The sequence below is a fragment of the Paenibacillus sp. NRS-1760 genome, assembly GCF_050467785.1.
In the GTDB taxonomy this organism is placed as follows: Bacteria; Bacillota; Bacilli; order Paenibacillales; family Paenibacillaceae; genus Pristimantibacillus.
Genome location: NZ_JBITPK010000020.1, coordinates 239,439 through 256,467, shown reverse-complemented (window position 1 = coordinate 256,467; position 17,029 = coordinate 239,439). Strand labels below are relative to the sequence as shown.

Here is a 17,029-nt window from a genome sequence, read left to right as displayed (position 1 = left end):
TTAAATGATAATACTACGATTTTTTAATAGAATGATGTGCACCGGTTATAATTAATGCATCCCTTGTATGACACATCGTTCTTTAACAAGTGTACTTGTCTCACATAAGTCCCCTGCTACAATTTCCACTTCAGCTAGAAAACTCGAATGAGGATTACGTGTTAAAAAGCCCTCACTTTTTATCCTAGCTTAAGAAACTGATCTACTACTTGCCGTTCAACAGCACTTTCGCTTCTGTCTCCAAAATTGTCATCACTAATCAACTTCCCATTTTTCTTTGATTCTTTTAACTTCGGTTTGATGGGTGAGAGCAAGTTATCGGTTGAACTCGCTCTGGCGAAAAAAGATTATTGAAATCAAATGAATTATCGTTATACTATCTGTATAACGCTGGTCGTGAAGCACACGCCGCTTTGGCACATTCTGCACCTTTATGGGTGAACATGTGTTGAAGCGGCTTTTTCGTTTTTACCACCAATGATTGAGAGGATGAAAATTGCGATGTCAAGATTTGAACAAGCTTATGAGGAATGGATGCATTTAGCCATTTCCCAAGAACAAAATCATAGAAGACGGGAATTACTCGAGAAAGGACTTGGCCATGGTACTATTGAATTTTTACGTTCCGTGTGGTTTCCTGCTGTAAAAAATTTCAACCATCTTTATCCTGAATGGGAAGTTCGTGATTTCAACAATGGATTTCGTTATCTGGATCTAGCTTATATGCCCAGCGGTGATGTTAAGGGAGGGATTGAAATACAAGGTTATGGACCTCACGCAAGAGACTTAGATGTTAGACGGTTTAAGGACTTATGTTGGCGGCATTGTTTATTAGCGCTTGATGATTGGGTATTTTTACCGATCGCCTATTTGTCCATTATCGATGAACCGAAGCGCTGCGAGCAGCTCGTTCTTTCTTTTATTGGGAAGTTTATCGCTATGGATGCCCCTTGTGATTTGACTTGGCTAGAGGCAGAAACATTCCGGTATGCAAGGCGACTATTTCGTCCATTTTCACCATCGGAACTCGGATCCCATCTAGCAATAACCGACCAGCATGCACGGCGAATTCTTCACAAGCTAGTCGATCTCCAGCTATTAACTGTAGTCAGCGGCAATCAACGTTATCGAACATACGGCTTACGAACCCAGTAACTCTTATCCTCGGCTATTGGCTGTGGTCAGCAGTAATCAACGATATCAGACAAATGGCTAACGAACCCAGTAACTCTTATTTGCCCAAAATGTAACGACTAATTATTCTTACGAACTCCACTATCGTTATTTCGAGTAAAACTGCTCATATTCCACTTAATCTGACGCAATAACACCAATAGGGTTCGTTAAAATAATAAAAATGTAGTTTTCTCCAATATAAGCGCACTACAGTTCGTTAGAAAAATCTCACTGATACAATTCGTTTACTCTTCAATCTTATATAGAGGGGTGAAGCTAAGTGTTCACCCCTTACTAAAAAGGTTACATCGTTTACTCGGCATGTAATTACAGAGGGAATGGTCATCAACCTATGAATTACAGCTCAGTATGCGATGTGAATCCTCCATAATCTAGTCAATTTCAGTTACATACTGTACTCTGCCATAATCAAAGTTAGTAGATAAACTACTTAAGAACTCAGTAACTCGTATCTTTAACTTCTTACTGTACTCATACTCAGCAGCAATCAACGTCATCAGATAGCTACTTAAGAACACAGTAACTCGTATCTTTAACTTCTCACTGTACTCATACTCAGCAGCAATCAACGTCATTAGATAGGCTACTTAAGAACTCAGTAACTCATATCTCCAACTTCTTACTGTACTCATACTCAGCAGCAATCAACGTCATTAGATTAGCTACTTAAGAACTCTGTAACTCGAATCTCCAACTTCTTACTGTACTCAAACGCAATAAACGTCATTAATTAAGCTACTTAAGAACTCAGTAACTCATATCTCCAACTTCTTACTGTACTCAGCAGCAATCAACATCATTAGATAAGCTACTTAAGAACTCAATAACTCGTATCTCCAACTTCTTACTGTACTCAGCAGCAATCAACATCATTAGATAGGCTACTTAAGAACTCAATAACTCGTATCTCCAACTTCTTACTGTACTCATCCGCAATCAACTTTAGTGGACATCCGAGCTAACGAATCAAGTAACGCTTATTTGCTTATAATGTAGCAACTTATTGTTCTTACGAACCTCACAATCGTTATTTCGAGTAAAACAGCTCATTTTGCGCTGAATATGGGTCGATAACGCCAATGGTGTTCGTTAAAATAAAAAAACCTTAGTTTTCTCCAATATAAGCATAGTACGGTTCGTTAGACAGGTGCCACCATTCGTAAAAACAAATAAACCTTAGTTTTCTCCAATATAAGCACGCTACGGTTCGTTAGACAGGTGCTACCATTCGTAAAAACACATAACCCCAGTTTTCGCTAATATAAGCACGCAACGGATCGTTAGACAGGTACCACCATTCGTAAAAACACATATCCCTAGTTTGCGCTAATATAAGCACGCTATGGTTTGTTAACAAAATAAACACGGATACAATCCGCCTACTATATAATCTCTCCTATGTGTAAAGTGTAGCAGATTGTGTTTGGTCACATTTAATAGTGACCGACCGATGAAATACGACTTGCAGGTTGACACTTTTCTTCTTCAACCAGTCCAAAATGTTGTTAAAAAGAATCCGCGTCCACTCGGCAAATCCAAAAAGTGCTACAAAGCTTACATTTCCCATCGTTCTCCATAAGAACGCGGCCAAAGTAATTCATTCATGGTCTGCATAAAACCACCGTTTTCTTCTAGACAACAAGAGAAAAGTGAGCTACACTTTGTTAGAATTTGGCAAGATCATGAGGAGAATGGAGCAGGTTGAAGATGCGTATTGCCGCAGATATGAAACGTTTTTTGCAGGTGGATGGTGCAGGTAGGATGCTTTTCACCTTATTTTGTTATGGCATCGGCATGGGCATTCTAGCACCGATGAATGCTATCTATTTAAGTGAGAGCATCGGACTTTCAAAGAATGAAGTCGTATCGATCTTCGTTGTATCACTGCTGCTCAATATGGGAACTACGATTACAGTTGGACTTTTAAGTGATAAGCTGCGCAGCAGAAAAAGACTGGTCATTGCCGCTGCTTTGTTATGTCTCGTCGGTTTGATAATTTACATGAATGCAGAAGGTTATGTCCAGGCGCTGATCGGCATGTGTGTTGTGAGCGCTCCGTCCGGACTCATTATGGGACAATTGTTCGCTATATCTCGAAATCACTTTGCTAGACTTGCCGGAGATATTGTGGAGATGGCACAAATTTGGCTGCGCGCAGGGTATAGTGTTGGATTTTTTTGCGGTTTGCTGGCAGGAGCGAATTTGTATTTGATTGCTACATTTCAAGGTGTATTATGGGGCAACTTTGCAGGTTACGCAATGCTCGTTATCCTGCTGTTGTTCTACCGGGAACACTCTGAAGAGAAAAAACAAGCTAATATGGGAGCGAGCGAGCCTTTTTCCCTCATTATGCTAATTGCTCTGCTGCTGCTTGCATGCGCAGATGCCATTCGCGGATTGTACTTGCCGCTTGTTGTAAAAACGTTGTTCGGCAAGCCGGAATATATGTCTTATATTTGGAGCTCCCAAGCCGTATTCGAGCTGTTGTTCATGACCATCGCCGGTTATTGGGCTGCGAAATACGGCAGCAAAATAATTATTTTAATCGGCGGCTTTGGGGCGCTTATTACTTATACGATTTATGCCTTGCACTCGCCATTGATCGTTTTTTTCCTCATTCAGCCGATTTATTCTTTTTTTGTATCCATCTTGTACGGAGTAGCGATGGGGTATGTGCAGCGCATGTTCGCAGGCCGGACCGGATTCGGCGCAAGCTTGTACGTTTTCATTTCACTAACGGCATCATTAATCGGATATTTGTTACCATTATTCATCGAAGGCTACGATCCATCCATATTCGTCATTCCAATTGCGCTAGTATCTATTTCAATAACGATTATGTCTATTGTGCTGATAAGGGAACGTCGTCTGTCACAGCTGCCTCAATAACAAAACAAGCCTTGAGCACATTCGGGTTCAAGGCTTGTTCTTTGTTGCACAATGGAGAGTCTACATAAATCATTCCCTTTTCAACCCCGCAATTAACGGTAAGTCGGATTTACGACGCCAATTGCACGCTCCACGCTAAACTTGCCGTTCTCAAAGGTCAAATACTCATTACCTTTCACATAAAAAGGAATCTCTTGATTATTATAAATAATTACACCCTGAATCTCACGTACACTCATTCCAATGATTCCCTTCATTTGACCCTCGCGATCGGTAATCACGCGAATGCCGCTTGGAAAACGGATGAAGCTTTCTCCATTTCGATACAGCTCCGACCCCGCCTGCATATTTAACAGTTCATAGGTAACACCATCCACGATTCGGCTGTAGCCTGTCTCACCGGTAATCTCTTCTCCATGATCCATATTGTAGGGTACAAGTCCCGTAAACCATAGCTCGCCATCTGGTGTAGGCAAAATTCCGCATAAACGCTCTACATAATCTAACAGGCACAATATCGATGGTGAATACGCCTCAGTAAATCCCTCATCTCCAGTCCACGGGCTAACCGCCTGTGCAAAGCGGGTTGCTTTGGTAAATGAAGCTAAGATCGGGTACATCACCCAAGTGAGTTCAACGTGCCGTCCATGATGCTCGAAAGCATGAGGGGCGCGAATCAAGCTAAGGAAGTTCGATGCGCCTCCCCAGCTGTTGTAGCTAGAGAACGGATCAAAACGCGGATCGTCCATAGCCATCGAAGTAAATGGATATTTGGCAAAAAATTTGCTTGTATTCAATAAATAACGTCTAAGCATCGTATCAAAAAAAGCCTGATCCCCTACTTCGCATGCCATTACGCGCAGCAGCACATCCGATTGTACTCGCACAAGCTCATCATTTCGGTCTCGATCATAGAAGAAATGATCCTCTTCATCAAAGCAATAACGATACAAACTCGTTAAGCTCTCTTCGGCTTTCGCTAGCCAGTGCTGCTTGCTAGGAAGCTCAAGCTCCTCTGCAATTCGAGCCAAGTAAAGACGTTGACAATATACGTTTGCGGTTAAATCCGGCGCCAAAAAGGGTAAAATCGGAGAATCAGGATTCATTTCCGCTGCATCATTAAGATGAGGGGTGTCAGGGACATGCCAGAACCGCGGTGAAAGATCATGCCCCGTGTCAAAAGTACTGAATGCCTCTACACAACCTGTTCCACGGGTATTTCGGTACTGAACCAGCCACTCATCGTAGCTTGCCATCGCAGTATACATCGTTTGCAAAAACAGCTTCCCCGCTTGATTCAGCTTATAGTGGTTCCATATACTGCGTGCAAGCGGCGTCACCAGCTGAATCTGCCGAAATGCAGGACCATGCTCCGTTACCTTATATGGCAACAAACCATCCTCACGCTGGTGCACGGCAAACGAGCGGAAAGTTGCATCCGATACGGATGGAATAAAGCGAGAAAGCAGCTCAGCATTAATCGTTCCTGTACTTTCCAGCCAACAGCCGAGATAGATTCCTCCTTCTTGCAAAATCGGCTCTTCGCCGCCCGTAGGAACAATACAATCGAGCAGCTTGCGCACTGCTGCATAATAGACCTGCTCAAGCTTACCTGAACGTGTTGTAAAACGAATGCCGGATTGCTTCCATTCCTCAAGGCTATTTATATGAGATGGTTTCTTCAACTCGCCAATCTTCTCATCTATAGACAGCTCCCGAAGCTGCTTCAGCAATGATTCGCTCATCCTAATCGCCTCGCGTTTCCGATATAATTGTTTTCTACACTAAATTTAAAAACAGACTGCCGCGAGGCAGCCTGTCTATTCATGCATTGCTAATCCCAACTCATAGGAAACTATTGATTGTTTTTGAATATTTTCAGAGTGCCATTATAGAAGTCCTTAACAGCCACTTCTACGCTCTTGCGTCCGAAACCAATTTCATACATCGTTGACTCGGCAAGCTTGGAATATTCAGAGAAGCCCGGAGGATTGTAGCTGACCGCAAACGGCTCCTTGTTTGTCGCTTCTGAAACACGGCTTGTGTAGTCATAAACAATTCTCTCTACGCTGTTCGCGCTAGTTTCAAGGAGCTTGCGGTTAGCCGCAACCACTGGTACACCGCGATCATTGCCTAACAATTTAGCAACATCGGGATCATTAATGAAGAAACTCAACAACGTCGCTACCTCGTTTGGATGCTTGGTCTTGGCATAACCCGACAAACCTTGGCTTGACTCGAACACTACGCCGGTTCCCTTCTCGCCGCGCGGCAGCTGTACCATAATCAGCTCATCTTGCGTAAGTCCTTGCAAAGCTGCCAATTGATTGGACGGAATTAAGCTCATTGCTACTTTTCCTGTGACGACTAATGACTTACTCGTATCGCCGGGAGGATTGGATACTTGCAGCTCGGATGGGACAACACCGCCGGCTTTCATCGTTTCATCCCAATATTGGAACCAACTTAATACGTCAGCCTCTTCGAAGCCCAGCGTCCCTTTATCCATATCATAAAGCTGTTTACCTTGCTGCTTCAGACCGATATCCATTCCATCAATGGACATGTTGTAAGTACCATAGACACCGCTGCCCAGTTTGTCCGAGATTTCTTTGCTGATTCGTGCAAAGTCTTCCCAATTCCAACCATCCTCAGGTACGGGAAGGCTAGCTTTCTCGAACATCGTCTTATTCACAACGACTCCGCGTGCATTAGCACCAGCAGAAATATGAAGAAGCTTGCCGCCGATCGTGCCATATTGAATCATCGATTGATCCATATCGCTTAAATTAAGCTCTTTATCCACATATGGAGAAAGATCAAGAAGCACTTCCTTATTCGCATAATCGACCACATTTCCTCCTAAGAAAAAAATGTCTGGCGCCGTGCCGGAAGCAAGCTGCGTATTAAGCTTATCGAAATAACCAGTGGATGGAGCAAACTCGCCAACAACCTTAATGGAGGGGTTTTTCTCTTGGAAAATTTTCAACGCCTCGTTTGTAATATCCGCCCTCTTTTGATCTCCCCACCACATAATGCGCAGTTCTACTTGTTTTGCTTCACTTGACTCATTTCCGTTTTTCTCTTTTTCATTGCTTGATGCTCCACTGCCCGTACCACCTGAGCATGCCGCAGTGAACACCATTAACATTCCTAAAGCCAAAATAAGCAACCGCTGTTTCATTTTGATTTCCCCCAATACCCTATTATGAATTCGCTTTCACTTATGATGCTACCCTGATTTCCGTTTATACGGAATTTCATTCCTTCGGGTATTCATTATCAATTTTTTCGGTTATCGAGCAAGAAAACACAATATCATTTCAAACCGGTAGTTGCGATGCCATCCAAGAAATAGCGTTGAAAAATAAGGAATATCAGCGTTATTGGCACAAGCGACAATGCCGACATGGCAAGCAGCGCGCCCCAATCCGATTGACCCGTAGGATCAAATAAAGAACGAATTCCCAGCTGCACTGTAAACAGCTTAATATCACTCAAGTAGATCATCTGGCTGAAAAAATCGTCCCATGACCAAATAAAAGTGAAAATAGCGGCGGATATCAAAGCGGGTACTAAGAGCGGAATGATAATGCGGAAATAAATTTGCCGCGGACTGCAGCCGTCAATCGTCGCACTTTCATCCAGCTCTCTCGGAATTCCGCGGATAAACTGCACCATCATGAGAATAAAAAAGGAATCATGCGCCAGCCATTTTGGCAGAACCAGCGGAAAATACGTATTGATCCATTGCAGCTCATTATAGATGACGTATTGCGGAACAAGCGTCACATGATAGGGAAGCATAATCGTCACCAGCATTAACGAAAACCAAAGCTTCTGAAACTTGAAATTCAACCGCGCGAACGCAAAGGCTGCTAAGGAGCAGGTAATCACATTGCCAAGCACGCTTAGAATCGATATCAGCCATGAGTTTGCAAAAAACTTACTAAATGCGATTCCCTGAAAGCCGCGCCAGCCGTTAATGTAATTATCCAGAGTGAATGAGCTTGACCATAATCCCGGCTGTGTAAAGATCAGCTCATTAGGCTTAAAAGAGCTGCTTATTAACCATAATACCGGGTAAAGCATGGCAATGCCAAAGATGATAATGATCGTATGTTTAGTTAATCCGTTTAACTTTCTCACTTGCATAGCTGCCTTACCTCCCTTCCTTGCTGTCACCGTAAAATACCCAATATTTTGATGTTGCAAAAATAATGGCTGTAAACGCCCCGATGATCAGCAGCATAATCCAGGCTAACGCTGATGCATAACCCATATCGAAGAACGAGAAGCCTTTCATATACAAGTACAGGGTGTAGAACATGGTCGCATCAAGCGGGCCTCCACGGCCATCCCCAATGACAAATGCAGGTGTAAACGCTTGAAATGAATTAATAATGCTCATCACGAGATTAAAGAAAATAACGGGAGAAATCATGGGAAGCGTAATGCGAAAAAATTGACGAGCTTTGCCTGCTCCATCCACTTGAGCTGCTTCATACAGATCAAGTGGCACTTGTTTAAGGCCTGCAAGGAAGATTACCATCGCTGAACCAAATTGCCATACGGACAATGAAATAATGGTGTAAACAATGTAGCTCGGATGGGAAATCCATGAAGGTCCTTGAATGCCGAACCAGCCAAGAAATTGATTCACAAGGCCGCTGCCATCAAAAATCTGTCTCCACACAATCGCAATAGCGACACTGCCCCCGAGCAACGAAGGGATATAGTATACGGTGCGGTAAATGCCTAGCGCTCGAATACCTTTGTTTAGAACCATAGCGACCATCAGCGCGAAAGCAAGACGCAGCGGAACAGAAATGAACACGTATTTGATTGTAAGCCACAAGGAATTCGAGAAGGTTTCGTCATCTTTAAAAATGTTAATATAATTTGAAAAACCAATCCATTTTGGCGACGTTAATAAATCATACTTCGTGAGCGACAAATAAAACGATCCAAGCATTGGACCGAGCGTCAGGCAGAAAAACCCGATCAGCCATGGCAGCAAAAAGGTATATGCGGTTAAGTTATGCTGATTGCTAAGCGGCTTAAGGCTTTTTCTCATCATGAATACCCCTCTCTTATTGATGTAGTTCCATCATAAGGGAGGGGCTATTAACATAGAATGCTAATTCTTTGGGTGTTCACTATCATTTTTTTCAGATTTTAATTCCGATTGCTGCTGACGATAATCCGAAGGTGTCATTCCGTACATCCTTTTAAATTTGGAGCTGAAATAGCTTGCATTGGAAAAACCAGTAAGCTCTGCAATATCCCAAAGGTTCAGCGTTGTTGTTTTTAGCATCCGAACAGCCTCAGCAATTCGTACCTCATTCAAATAATGAATAAAGGTTTTACCTACTTTAGCTTTGAACATTTCTGAGAAATAAGATGAATTATAATTGTACTTCTCTGCAATCATCGTCAAATTCAATTCATACATATAGTTCTCGTCAATAAACTGCTTAGCCGCCAAAATCAAGGATGGATCACTTTCCTGAGAGTCGCTTTGCCGCTTGCGCTCGATTTTAGCTGCAATACGCATCAGAAACCGCTCCGCTTTCTCTACAGTATCGAGACTAAGTGTCATTTCCGGCCTTAGCCAAAGCTGTTCGCCGCTCTCCAAAGCAATTTGCGATTCATGCGCAATGGTCTCAAGCATCAAGTAAAGCTGGAAAATCAATTTGACAAAACGAAGCTGCGATTTCATTCCGCGCTGTAATTCTTGTCTAATCGCTGCTTCAAACGATGAAAGCTCTCCTCGAATTAAATAGCGCTCAATAACCTTAATGATATGCTCAGGTATAGCCGTATGCCCCTCAGAAGCAGGAGCTAGACCAGCAGCTTTGCCATATGGCATGTTCCATGCCAGCAAAGAGCTAATATAACCTTCTTTCCACTGCTTAAATCTACTTACCGTTTGACTGGTCCCGATTTTAATTTCAAAGGCCATGTACTTATTTACGCTTTGAGTCAGAAACTCAGCAAATTCCCGCTCCAATTCATGATCCGCAGCGATTACAAAATGCATGAGGCCAGGATAATTGGTATCACGAAATACCTCCATCTTCCCTTGGAACCTGTCTGCGCATTCTCTTGATATGATATCGAACGGCAATCGAAACTTGTCCGGCGTACGGTCAACCGAGGCGCTTGATTCCCCTCGCTCCCATAGCCCTGCCGTAATAAACCTAACCTCACGTTTATCCCATGAATCCAGCTCAAATAATCGGGAACGATCTTTTATAGTACTCTCCTGCAAAATCTCTTCCTTTACGAGATGAACGATAAAATGCTCTTTCATTTCCTTATAATATTGGGAGAGCCGCCACTGTGTCATAGCCGCCTGATCATGGCTTTGCCTGTCCTTGTCCAGCTCCTTCTTTACGTTTGAAAGCGTGTCGGTCAATTCTTTTCTAGCAACTGGTTTTAACAAATACTCGCGAGCCTGATTGCGAATGGCTGCTTTCGCATAATGAAAATCCTCATAACCTGTAATGACGATCAGACGCAGGGATGGGTACTGCTCGTGACAGGAATCTAAAAATAACATACCGTCCATCACAGGCATGTTCATATCTGTAATAACAATATCAATAGCCTCTTCTGAAAGCTTCTCGAGCGCTTCGACGCCATTAGAGGCTTCCCCTGCAATGATAAGTCCAATACTGTCCCAGTCCACCTTAAGCTTTAGACCCTGACGGATCTCAGGTTCATCATCCACGATTAATACTTTATACATGCTGGTGTTCCTCCTGTGCTGGTAGTATGAGCTCAATCGTTGTACCCGCGCCAAGCGTAGAATCGATGCGGACCTCAAATAGCGATTCGTAATAAAGACGGCAGCGTGCAAGAACATTTCCTAGTCCAATTTGGCTGCTCCGGCTAGTAAGAATTTGCTCCAGCTGAACCGATTCCGATCGCTCCAGCAGCTTCTTCTGCTGCTCACTTGTCATCCCCGGTCCATTATCTGACACGATTAGATGAACCCTTCCCGCAGCATGGCTTACACGAATGCGGACGATTGCCTCGGATTGATGCATGAAGCTGTATTTAACGGCGTTCTCTATCAACGGCTGGAAAATAAATTTTACTGTCGATAATCTTAAAAGGTCGCCTTCCTCCTCAATCGTTATGTTTAGTTGATCACCGAAGCGGATTTTTAAGATCGACAAATAATAGTGCACATAAACAAGCTCTTCTTCCAACGGAACGAGATCATCGCTAATTTTAAGAGAGAAACGCATCATCTTCCCTAGTGATTCTATAACTTCGACTGTATCATCCGTCCGTCGCTGTATGGCTAAGCTGCTCATGAGCTCCAGTGTATTAAACAGAAAATGCGGATTAATTTGCATGAGCAGCGCTTTGTATTCCGCTTGCTGCCTTAGCAGCTTAAGTTCGAACTCGGTTTTAATATGCTGTCGCAGTCTCGTAACCATGTTGCGGAACGTTTCAGTTGCGAAGCCCACTTCATTGCGCACCCTCTTCTCAGGCGCCAAACGGCTCTCGGCAAGCACAAAATCGCCTCTCTGTACATGCCGCATTGCGAGCACCAGCCGTGAAAGCGGCTTCGTAATTCCATGCGAGAACCAAGTCGCCAGTATCAAAGACACAATTAACAAGACAGCCGCAACGATTAGAATCGTGCTTCGCAGACGAAAGAGTTGTGAATACAAATCTTTCTCTGATACGAACCCAACAAGCATCCAGTTCGTTTTCGGCAGTTTTTTGTATACTAAAATTTCTTTTTCTCCGCTTAAATTATTTAAATAAACGACGCCCTGCTTCCTCCAGCCTGTCCGTAAATCGTCAACCTGCCGTACCATCTCCGAATGGGCTCCGTATTCGTTCTGGGACAGCATTGGTTTGCCATGCTGATCTAATAAATAGATCGTTCCGCTCTCCCCAAGATGGATTCTGCCTAGCGGCTCCAGAAAATAGTCAGCGCTTACATTAATCTTCATCACACTTTTTGTCAGTGAAGGCTCAAATGAACTGATCGGCATCAGCATACTGATTACCGGATGTTTGTTGTTATTTCGCAGCTCTGCGACATCCGTATGAGCCGGAATCCAGTATTGATCCTCGTTTTTAAAATCGAGATACCACTTTTCCTTCAGAAAGGAATCGTTAGACACAACTAAATTGCCGCTGCTGACCCACATGCCATCCTGACGATAGACGGCGACACCAGAAACACTGGAATAACTGTTCGTTGTCTGCGTCAAAAACTGGCTCATTCGGTAATGGGCAAGATTTTTTTCTCCCTCCGTGGATGCGGAATCAGAGGCTACTGCATCCCAATTATTCGTAATATCGCTATTAAAAACGATAGAGGCTAAATCATAGATTTGTGTTTGAACCATATCAATGTAAGACCCGTATTCATCCATTTTCTCCAGTGCTGAAGATTCAATGTAAGAGCGAATAATGGAACGAGACTCATTAAATAAAAGAATGGACAGTGTGACGAAGGATAGAACAAATAGTAAACAAAAGATTGCAATCAAACGACTTTTTAACGAATAAAACATAGCCAGTCCCCTCTCGTGCCAGCCTTTCTTCCAACGATGTTTAGACCTGGTAATAATCCTAGCCATACATTTGCTGCAATCCCCTCTTCTTTAAACCTATTATAGTCGTCAATCTCGTACATGCAATAAAATATAACAAGTAAACAGAATAGACATTGGCTCCTGCCCTCCCGCCCCAATCCAATGACAACCGAATATCTTTCCCTCAACAGGGAAAAGATGTAATCATTCGACACTTCACTTCGGATAGGAGACTCGCATGCGGAAATCGCCCAACTTTTCACCTAATCAGACTTCATCCGACAAGCCTTCTTACCCGAACATTTCTCCCCATCTGGAAGAAAATTTGAACTCGCTCGAAGGTTTTTTTGCCAACTGCAAAGACTTGATAATACATCGTTGGAGTTATGGACAGGGCTTGGAGCAATCGGCCTTTACCGTCTATTTCGATACGCTAACTAAAACGACCGTTACGAATTTCGCAAAGGATACGCTGCAAAATCTAGTGCCGCATGAGCTTGGTCCTGCCGAGACGGTAACGATAAAAGATGTTATCCATTATTTTGAGAATCATGGCATCGCTTCCCCTAACGTTGAGCTTATGAGCGAAATGGAACAAGCCGTCAGAGGCATTCTGGACGGCAAAGTTGTCATTTTTTTTGACGGATGGCCTAAAGCTATCGCCTATTTTGCCCTTGATGTCGAGCAGCGTCAAACCTCAGAGCCCATTACGGAGCCTACCGTTCAAGGCCCGCATGTCAGCTTCATTGAAAGCTTGGATCGCAATATCGGTGTCATTCGAAGCTTGCTGAAATCTCCCGAACTTAAATTTGAGTATTTTATATCCGGGGAGAAGGTTCACAGAAAAGTGTCCTATGGCTATTTGGAAGGCGTCGTAAAGCCGGAGACATTAGAAGCGTTTAAGCAAAAGATTGAGGGTATAGATCAAGAAGAAATGATTGATATTTCCTATCTGGAAGAGTGGGTTAATGATTCCAACTACTCCCCTTTTCCGCAAGTTCGGTATACGGAGCGCCCGGATACGACGGTTACTTCTTTGCTGGATGGCAAAATCATTGCGTTAGTGGACGGAAGCCCTTCGGTTCTTATCTGTCCAGGAAAATTCATTGAGTTTTTTACAAACAGCGAGGATTATTACTATCGGACGATTTTTTCTTCGTTAATTCGATTGATTCGACTGGCTGCGTTCCTCATAGCGCTTATGCTGCCCAGCACTTATATCGCGTTATCAACATTTCACTCTGAACTCATACCGACGGTTCTCCTGCTAGCCATTTTAGATACACGGGAAGGAATCCCGTTCCCGGCTATGATTGAGGCGTTGATTATGGAGTTTTTCTTTGAGCTGCTGCGGGAGGCCGGCATTCGTCTGCCTCGGCCGATCGGTTCGGCCGTCAGCATAGTTGGGGCGCTTGTTATCGGCCAAGCAGCTATTCAATCACAGATTGCATCTCCGGTCATGGTCATTGTCGTTGCCTTGACGGGCATCGCTTCCTTTGCGCTCCCTCAATACAACATGGCCATCGCACTGCGGATTTTGCGCTTTCCGTTAATGTTTCTCGCAGCGACGTTTGGAGGGCTGGGCATCATGGTCGGCTTAATTCTCATTTTCATTCATCTAGCAACTCTACGATCCTTAGGTGAGCCTTATCTAGATTCGTTTGCTCCACTGGATTTGAAAAGGCTGCGAGATGCGGTTTTCGTGCTGCCAAGAAGATTGCTGGTTCATTCGCCTAGGAGTCGACATCTACATAAAAAATCTACAGGAAGGAAGAAATCATAGTGAAGCCACTCCTCTCCTTTCTCGCTTCAATTCTTGTTCTTTGCTTGATTACTGGATGCTGGGATAATAATGAACTGGACGAGTATGGCTATGTGCAAGCGATATCGATTGATCGAGGCGAGGGTGATTTTGTCGATATTACGACTCACTTTTATAACCCTTCCAGCAAAATGCAAACTGATCCAGCAACGAGTATAGCAGCGAAAGGAATTAATATTCGAACAACAGGAGAAACCTTTTTTGAAGCGATGCGAGAGATCCCTGCAAAATTTGGACGTAAAGCCAAATGGGATCATATGCGTGTCATTATTATCGAAGAGAATTTAGCCAGAACGCTGAACATCCGTGAAGTGCTTGACTTTTTCTCAAGAGACCAAGAGCCACGGGGCACGATTCTTCCCATCATAGCTGAGAAATCGGCGGCGGCATTTCTGGATATTAAACCGTTTATCGAGCAGACCATTGGTCAACAGTATAGAAAGATGGAGACGACCGGAGCTCTCTATTCCGCGAAAACGTCTAATCTTCCGCTATATGATCTCGCTATTCAGCTAAGCAGCCCCTCCAAAACCTCTGTTATGCCTTACCTGCATAAAAATAGCTTGGATAATAAAGCGTCAATTTCCGGGGTCGCATTGATTCAAGACGGGAGAATGGTAGGGGTTCTTACGGAGAAAGATACCGAAACGCTGATGATGCTAACAGACAAATATAAGTATGGGGTATTTGAATTCCCTTGCATGAATCATGAAAAAAAGAAGCAGATCTACAACAAAGAATCGCTTGAAATAATCAATTTGAACAGTCAAATCGTTTCGAAGGCAACAAATGAGAATGTAACAGTCGACATCCATATTACGATTGAAGGTACAACCGGAGAACTACGATGCTCAGACCTGAAGACCAAGCAAGATATGGAGCGTTTTGAACAAACAATCAAGGAGCAGGTAGAACATCAGATTCAGCATGCAATCCGTACCTTTAAGGCAAAAAAAGTTGATGTGCTCGGAATCGGCAATCAAATTTATCGGAACAACCCGAAACTATGGAAACAATTAGAACCCAATTGGGAGGATAAGCTTGCTCAAATGCAATTCCAAACCCACGTTCAAGTTCATGTGTTAAGTACGGGCATGAACGCAGGTACGATATTTGGGAAAAAGGAGCACTAGATGTGTTAGGAAAATTCATCTGCGTCCTGCTGTTAGCATCCGCTATGCTGATCCATGACATCCCAAAAGTGAAAGCCGCAAGCAAACGAGATCGGCTTGTGTACATAACGATGTTGGCGCCGCTCCTCTATCTTACAGTTATATTTTTAATAGCCAAGCCATGGCCTAACCTCGATATGATTTTCAATTTATTTACCGAACCGGCTAAACTTTTCATTCGTTGGCTCAATCCCTTGCATACGTGAGTGTTATAAAATTTGGAGGAGACCCCATGAAACAAAAAGAACGTATCAGTTCGATTCAAATGTCCATGCTGTTCCTTTTTTTCATGACAGGCTCCTCCATCGTCATTGTCCCTGCGCCCTTAACGAACATTGCAGGCAACGGAGCATGGATCTCACTACTCATTGCCTCGGCGATAGGCATGCTTTTGCTGGCTGCTATCCTTTATTTAAACCGGCTGGCCCCAGAGCTTTCGTTGGTTGAGCAAGGCCGCTCCGTCCTGGGAAAGGGACTTACCTTTTTGGTATTGATCCCTTTCACCTTCGTATTGCTTTGGAATATTTCGGGCGTTGTCATTGAAATCGGAATCTTCTTCAAGAATACGATGATGAAAGAAACCCCTACCTATGCTGTTAGCACATTGTTTTTCATTATGATCGGAGTAACAGCGATGGCCGGAATCGAAGTCATTGCTCGGATGGCAGCTGTATTAATGTTTCTGATGTTCGGCTGTATTGTTCTTATCTGGATTCTGGTCTCAAACCTGTACAACCCGCAATATCTGCTCCCTGTGATGCCAGATGGAATTGGACCAATCCTGAACGCCTCTTATGTAGTTTATGGTTTTCCCTACTCCGAGATGGTCGTATTTTCGGTCATCTTATCGTTTGTACGCAAGGATGAGAACGCTCAGCTGCGCAAACATATGTACTTTGCGCTTGTAGTCAATTCCTTGACGCTAATTTTCTCGGTCATAAGCAGCATTATGGTACTGGGACCACTGTCCGGTGACTTGAAATACTCTTTGTACCAACTAGCCAGGCTAATATCGTTTCAGGAGGTGATCGAGCGAATTGAATCCATCATCGGATTCTCGCTCATCATCGGCTTTTATTTCAAAGCTTCTATTCTCCTGCTCATCCTGATCAAAATGTTGAAAGAACTTCTAGGCTTGAAAAATGAACGCTTGGTCGTATTTCCCGTAGCATTCATTTGCCTCATGCTGTCGTTAACCACCTATACGAAGGAATCTCAATTGGAGGAGCTCGTCAATGTGACATGGCCGCTGCTCAATAATCTTGCCTATACCTTACCCGTTCTTCTGATTTTAGTTCTTACAGTGATTAAGCATCATAGAAAACGGAGTAAGAAGCAATAGCTGTCATTGATTTGTTATTCAAACTAGCAATTAATAA

Annotated in this window: 12 protein-coding genes; 6 read left to right on the top strand and 6 right to left on the bottom strand. The window is 43.5% G+C overall.

Translation table 11 applies throughout. The annotated features are described in order from the left end of the window. Window positions 1-501 precede the first annotated feature (501 nt). Together ACIFSR_RS28010 and ACIFSR_RS28005 are read left to right on the top strand one after the other, a co-directional pair. Complete coding sequence (locus ACIFSR_RS28010) at window positions 502-1,155, top strand: transcriptional regulator (protein WP_339203930.1); 654 nt, start codon at window positions 502-504, stop codon at window positions 1,153-1,155. A gap of 1,749 nt (window positions 1,156-2,904) precedes the next feature. Next, a complete protein-coding gene (locus ACIFSR_RS28005; RefSeq protein WP_430061648.1) occupies window positions 2,905-4,086 on the top strand; it encodes an MFS transporter in 1,182 nt (393 codons plus the stop codon). A gap of 92 nt (window positions 4,087-4,178) precedes the next feature. Here ACIFSR_RS28005 and ACIFSR_RS28000 read toward each other — a convergent pair whose 3' ends face one another. The 6 genes from ACIFSR_RS28000 to ACIFSR_RS27975 all read right to left on the bottom strand — a co-directional run bounded on the left by ACIFSR_RS28000 (window position 4,179) and on the right by ACIFSR_RS27975 (window position 12,635). Next, on the bottom strand, window positions 4,179-5,831 hold the full coding sequence (locus ACIFSR_RS28000) for an MGH1-like glycoside hydrolase domain-containing protein (RefSeq protein WP_430061589.1): 1,653 nt from the start codon (window positions 5,829-5,831) through the stop codon (window positions 4,179-4,181). Between the two features lie 110 nt (window positions 5,832-5,941). Continuing rightward, the gene (locus ACIFSR_RS27995; protein ID WP_430061587.1) at window positions 5,942-7,270 is read right to left on the bottom strand and encodes an extracellular solute-binding protein; all 1,329 of its coding nucleotides are present in this window, start codon (window positions 7,268-7,270) and stop codon (window positions 5,942-5,944) included. A 134-nt stretch (window positions 7,271-7,404) separates the two neighbouring features. Beyond that, window positions 7,405-8,241: a carbohydrate ABC transporter permease gene (locus ACIFSR_RS27990; protein ID WP_076270500.1), complete on the bottom strand. Its 837-nt coding sequence runs from the start codon at window positions 8,239-8,241 to the stop codon at window positions 7,405-7,407. Window positions 8,242-8,248: 7 nt separating this feature from the next. Beyond that, entirely contained in the window at window positions 8,249-9,163 is a 915-nt protein-coding gene (locus tag ACIFSR_RS27985) for a carbohydrate ABC transporter permease (protein ID WP_076270536.1), read from the bottom strand. Between the two features lie 63 nt (window positions 9,164-9,226). Then, window positions 9,227-10,840 carry a response regulator transcription factor gene (locus ACIFSR_RS27980; protein ID WP_430061584.1) on the bottom strand — a complete coding sequence of 538 codons (1,614 nt, stop codon included), beginning with the start codon at window positions 10,838-10,840 and terminating at the stop codon, window positions 9,227-9,229. Then, complete coding sequence (locus ACIFSR_RS27975; protein WP_430061582.1) at window positions 10,833-12,635, bottom strand: sensor histidine kinase; 1,803 nt, start codon at window positions 12,633-12,635, stop codon at window positions 10,833-10,835. Before ACIFSR_RS27975 ends, ACIFSR_RS27980 begins: the two co-directional genes overlap by 8 nt. 259 nt (window positions 12,636-12,894) lie before the next feature. Here ACIFSR_RS27975 and ACIFSR_RS27970 point away from each other — a divergent pair, with 259 nt between their 5' ends. Genes ACIFSR_RS27970 through ACIFSR_RS27955 form a run of 4 tightly spaced genes read left to right on the top strand, consistent with a single transcriptional unit; the run spans window position 12,895 to window position 16,992 of the window. After that, on the top strand, window positions 12,895-14,439 hold the full coding sequence (locus tag ACIFSR_RS27970; RefSeq protein WP_339203936.1) for a spore germination protein: 1,545 nt from the start codon (window positions 12,895-12,897) through the stop codon (window positions 14,437-14,439). Beyond that, on the top strand, window positions 14,439-15,611 hold the full coding sequence (locus tag ACIFSR_RS27965; RefSeq protein WP_430061579.1) for a Ger(x)C family spore germination protein: 1,173 nt from the start codon (window positions 14,439-14,441) through the stop codon (window positions 15,609-15,611). Before ACIFSR_RS27970 ends, ACIFSR_RS27965 begins: the two co-directional genes overlap by 1 nt. Window positions 15,612-15,613: 2 nt before the next feature. After that, window positions 15,614-15,856 carry a hypothetical protein gene (locus ACIFSR_RS27960; RefSeq protein ID WP_339203938.1) on the top strand — a complete coding sequence of 81 codons (243 nt, stop codon included), beginning with the start codon at window positions 15,614-15,616 and terminating at the stop codon, window positions 15,854-15,856. 26 nt (window positions 15,857-15,882) lie between these two features. Beyond that, window positions 15,883-16,992, top strand: coding sequence for a GerAB/ArcD/ProY family transporter (locus ACIFSR_RS27955; RefSeq protein WP_430061577.1), 1,110 nt, complete (start codon window positions 15,883-15,885; stop codon window positions 16,990-16,992). Window positions 16,993-17,029 lie beyond the last annotated feature (37 nt).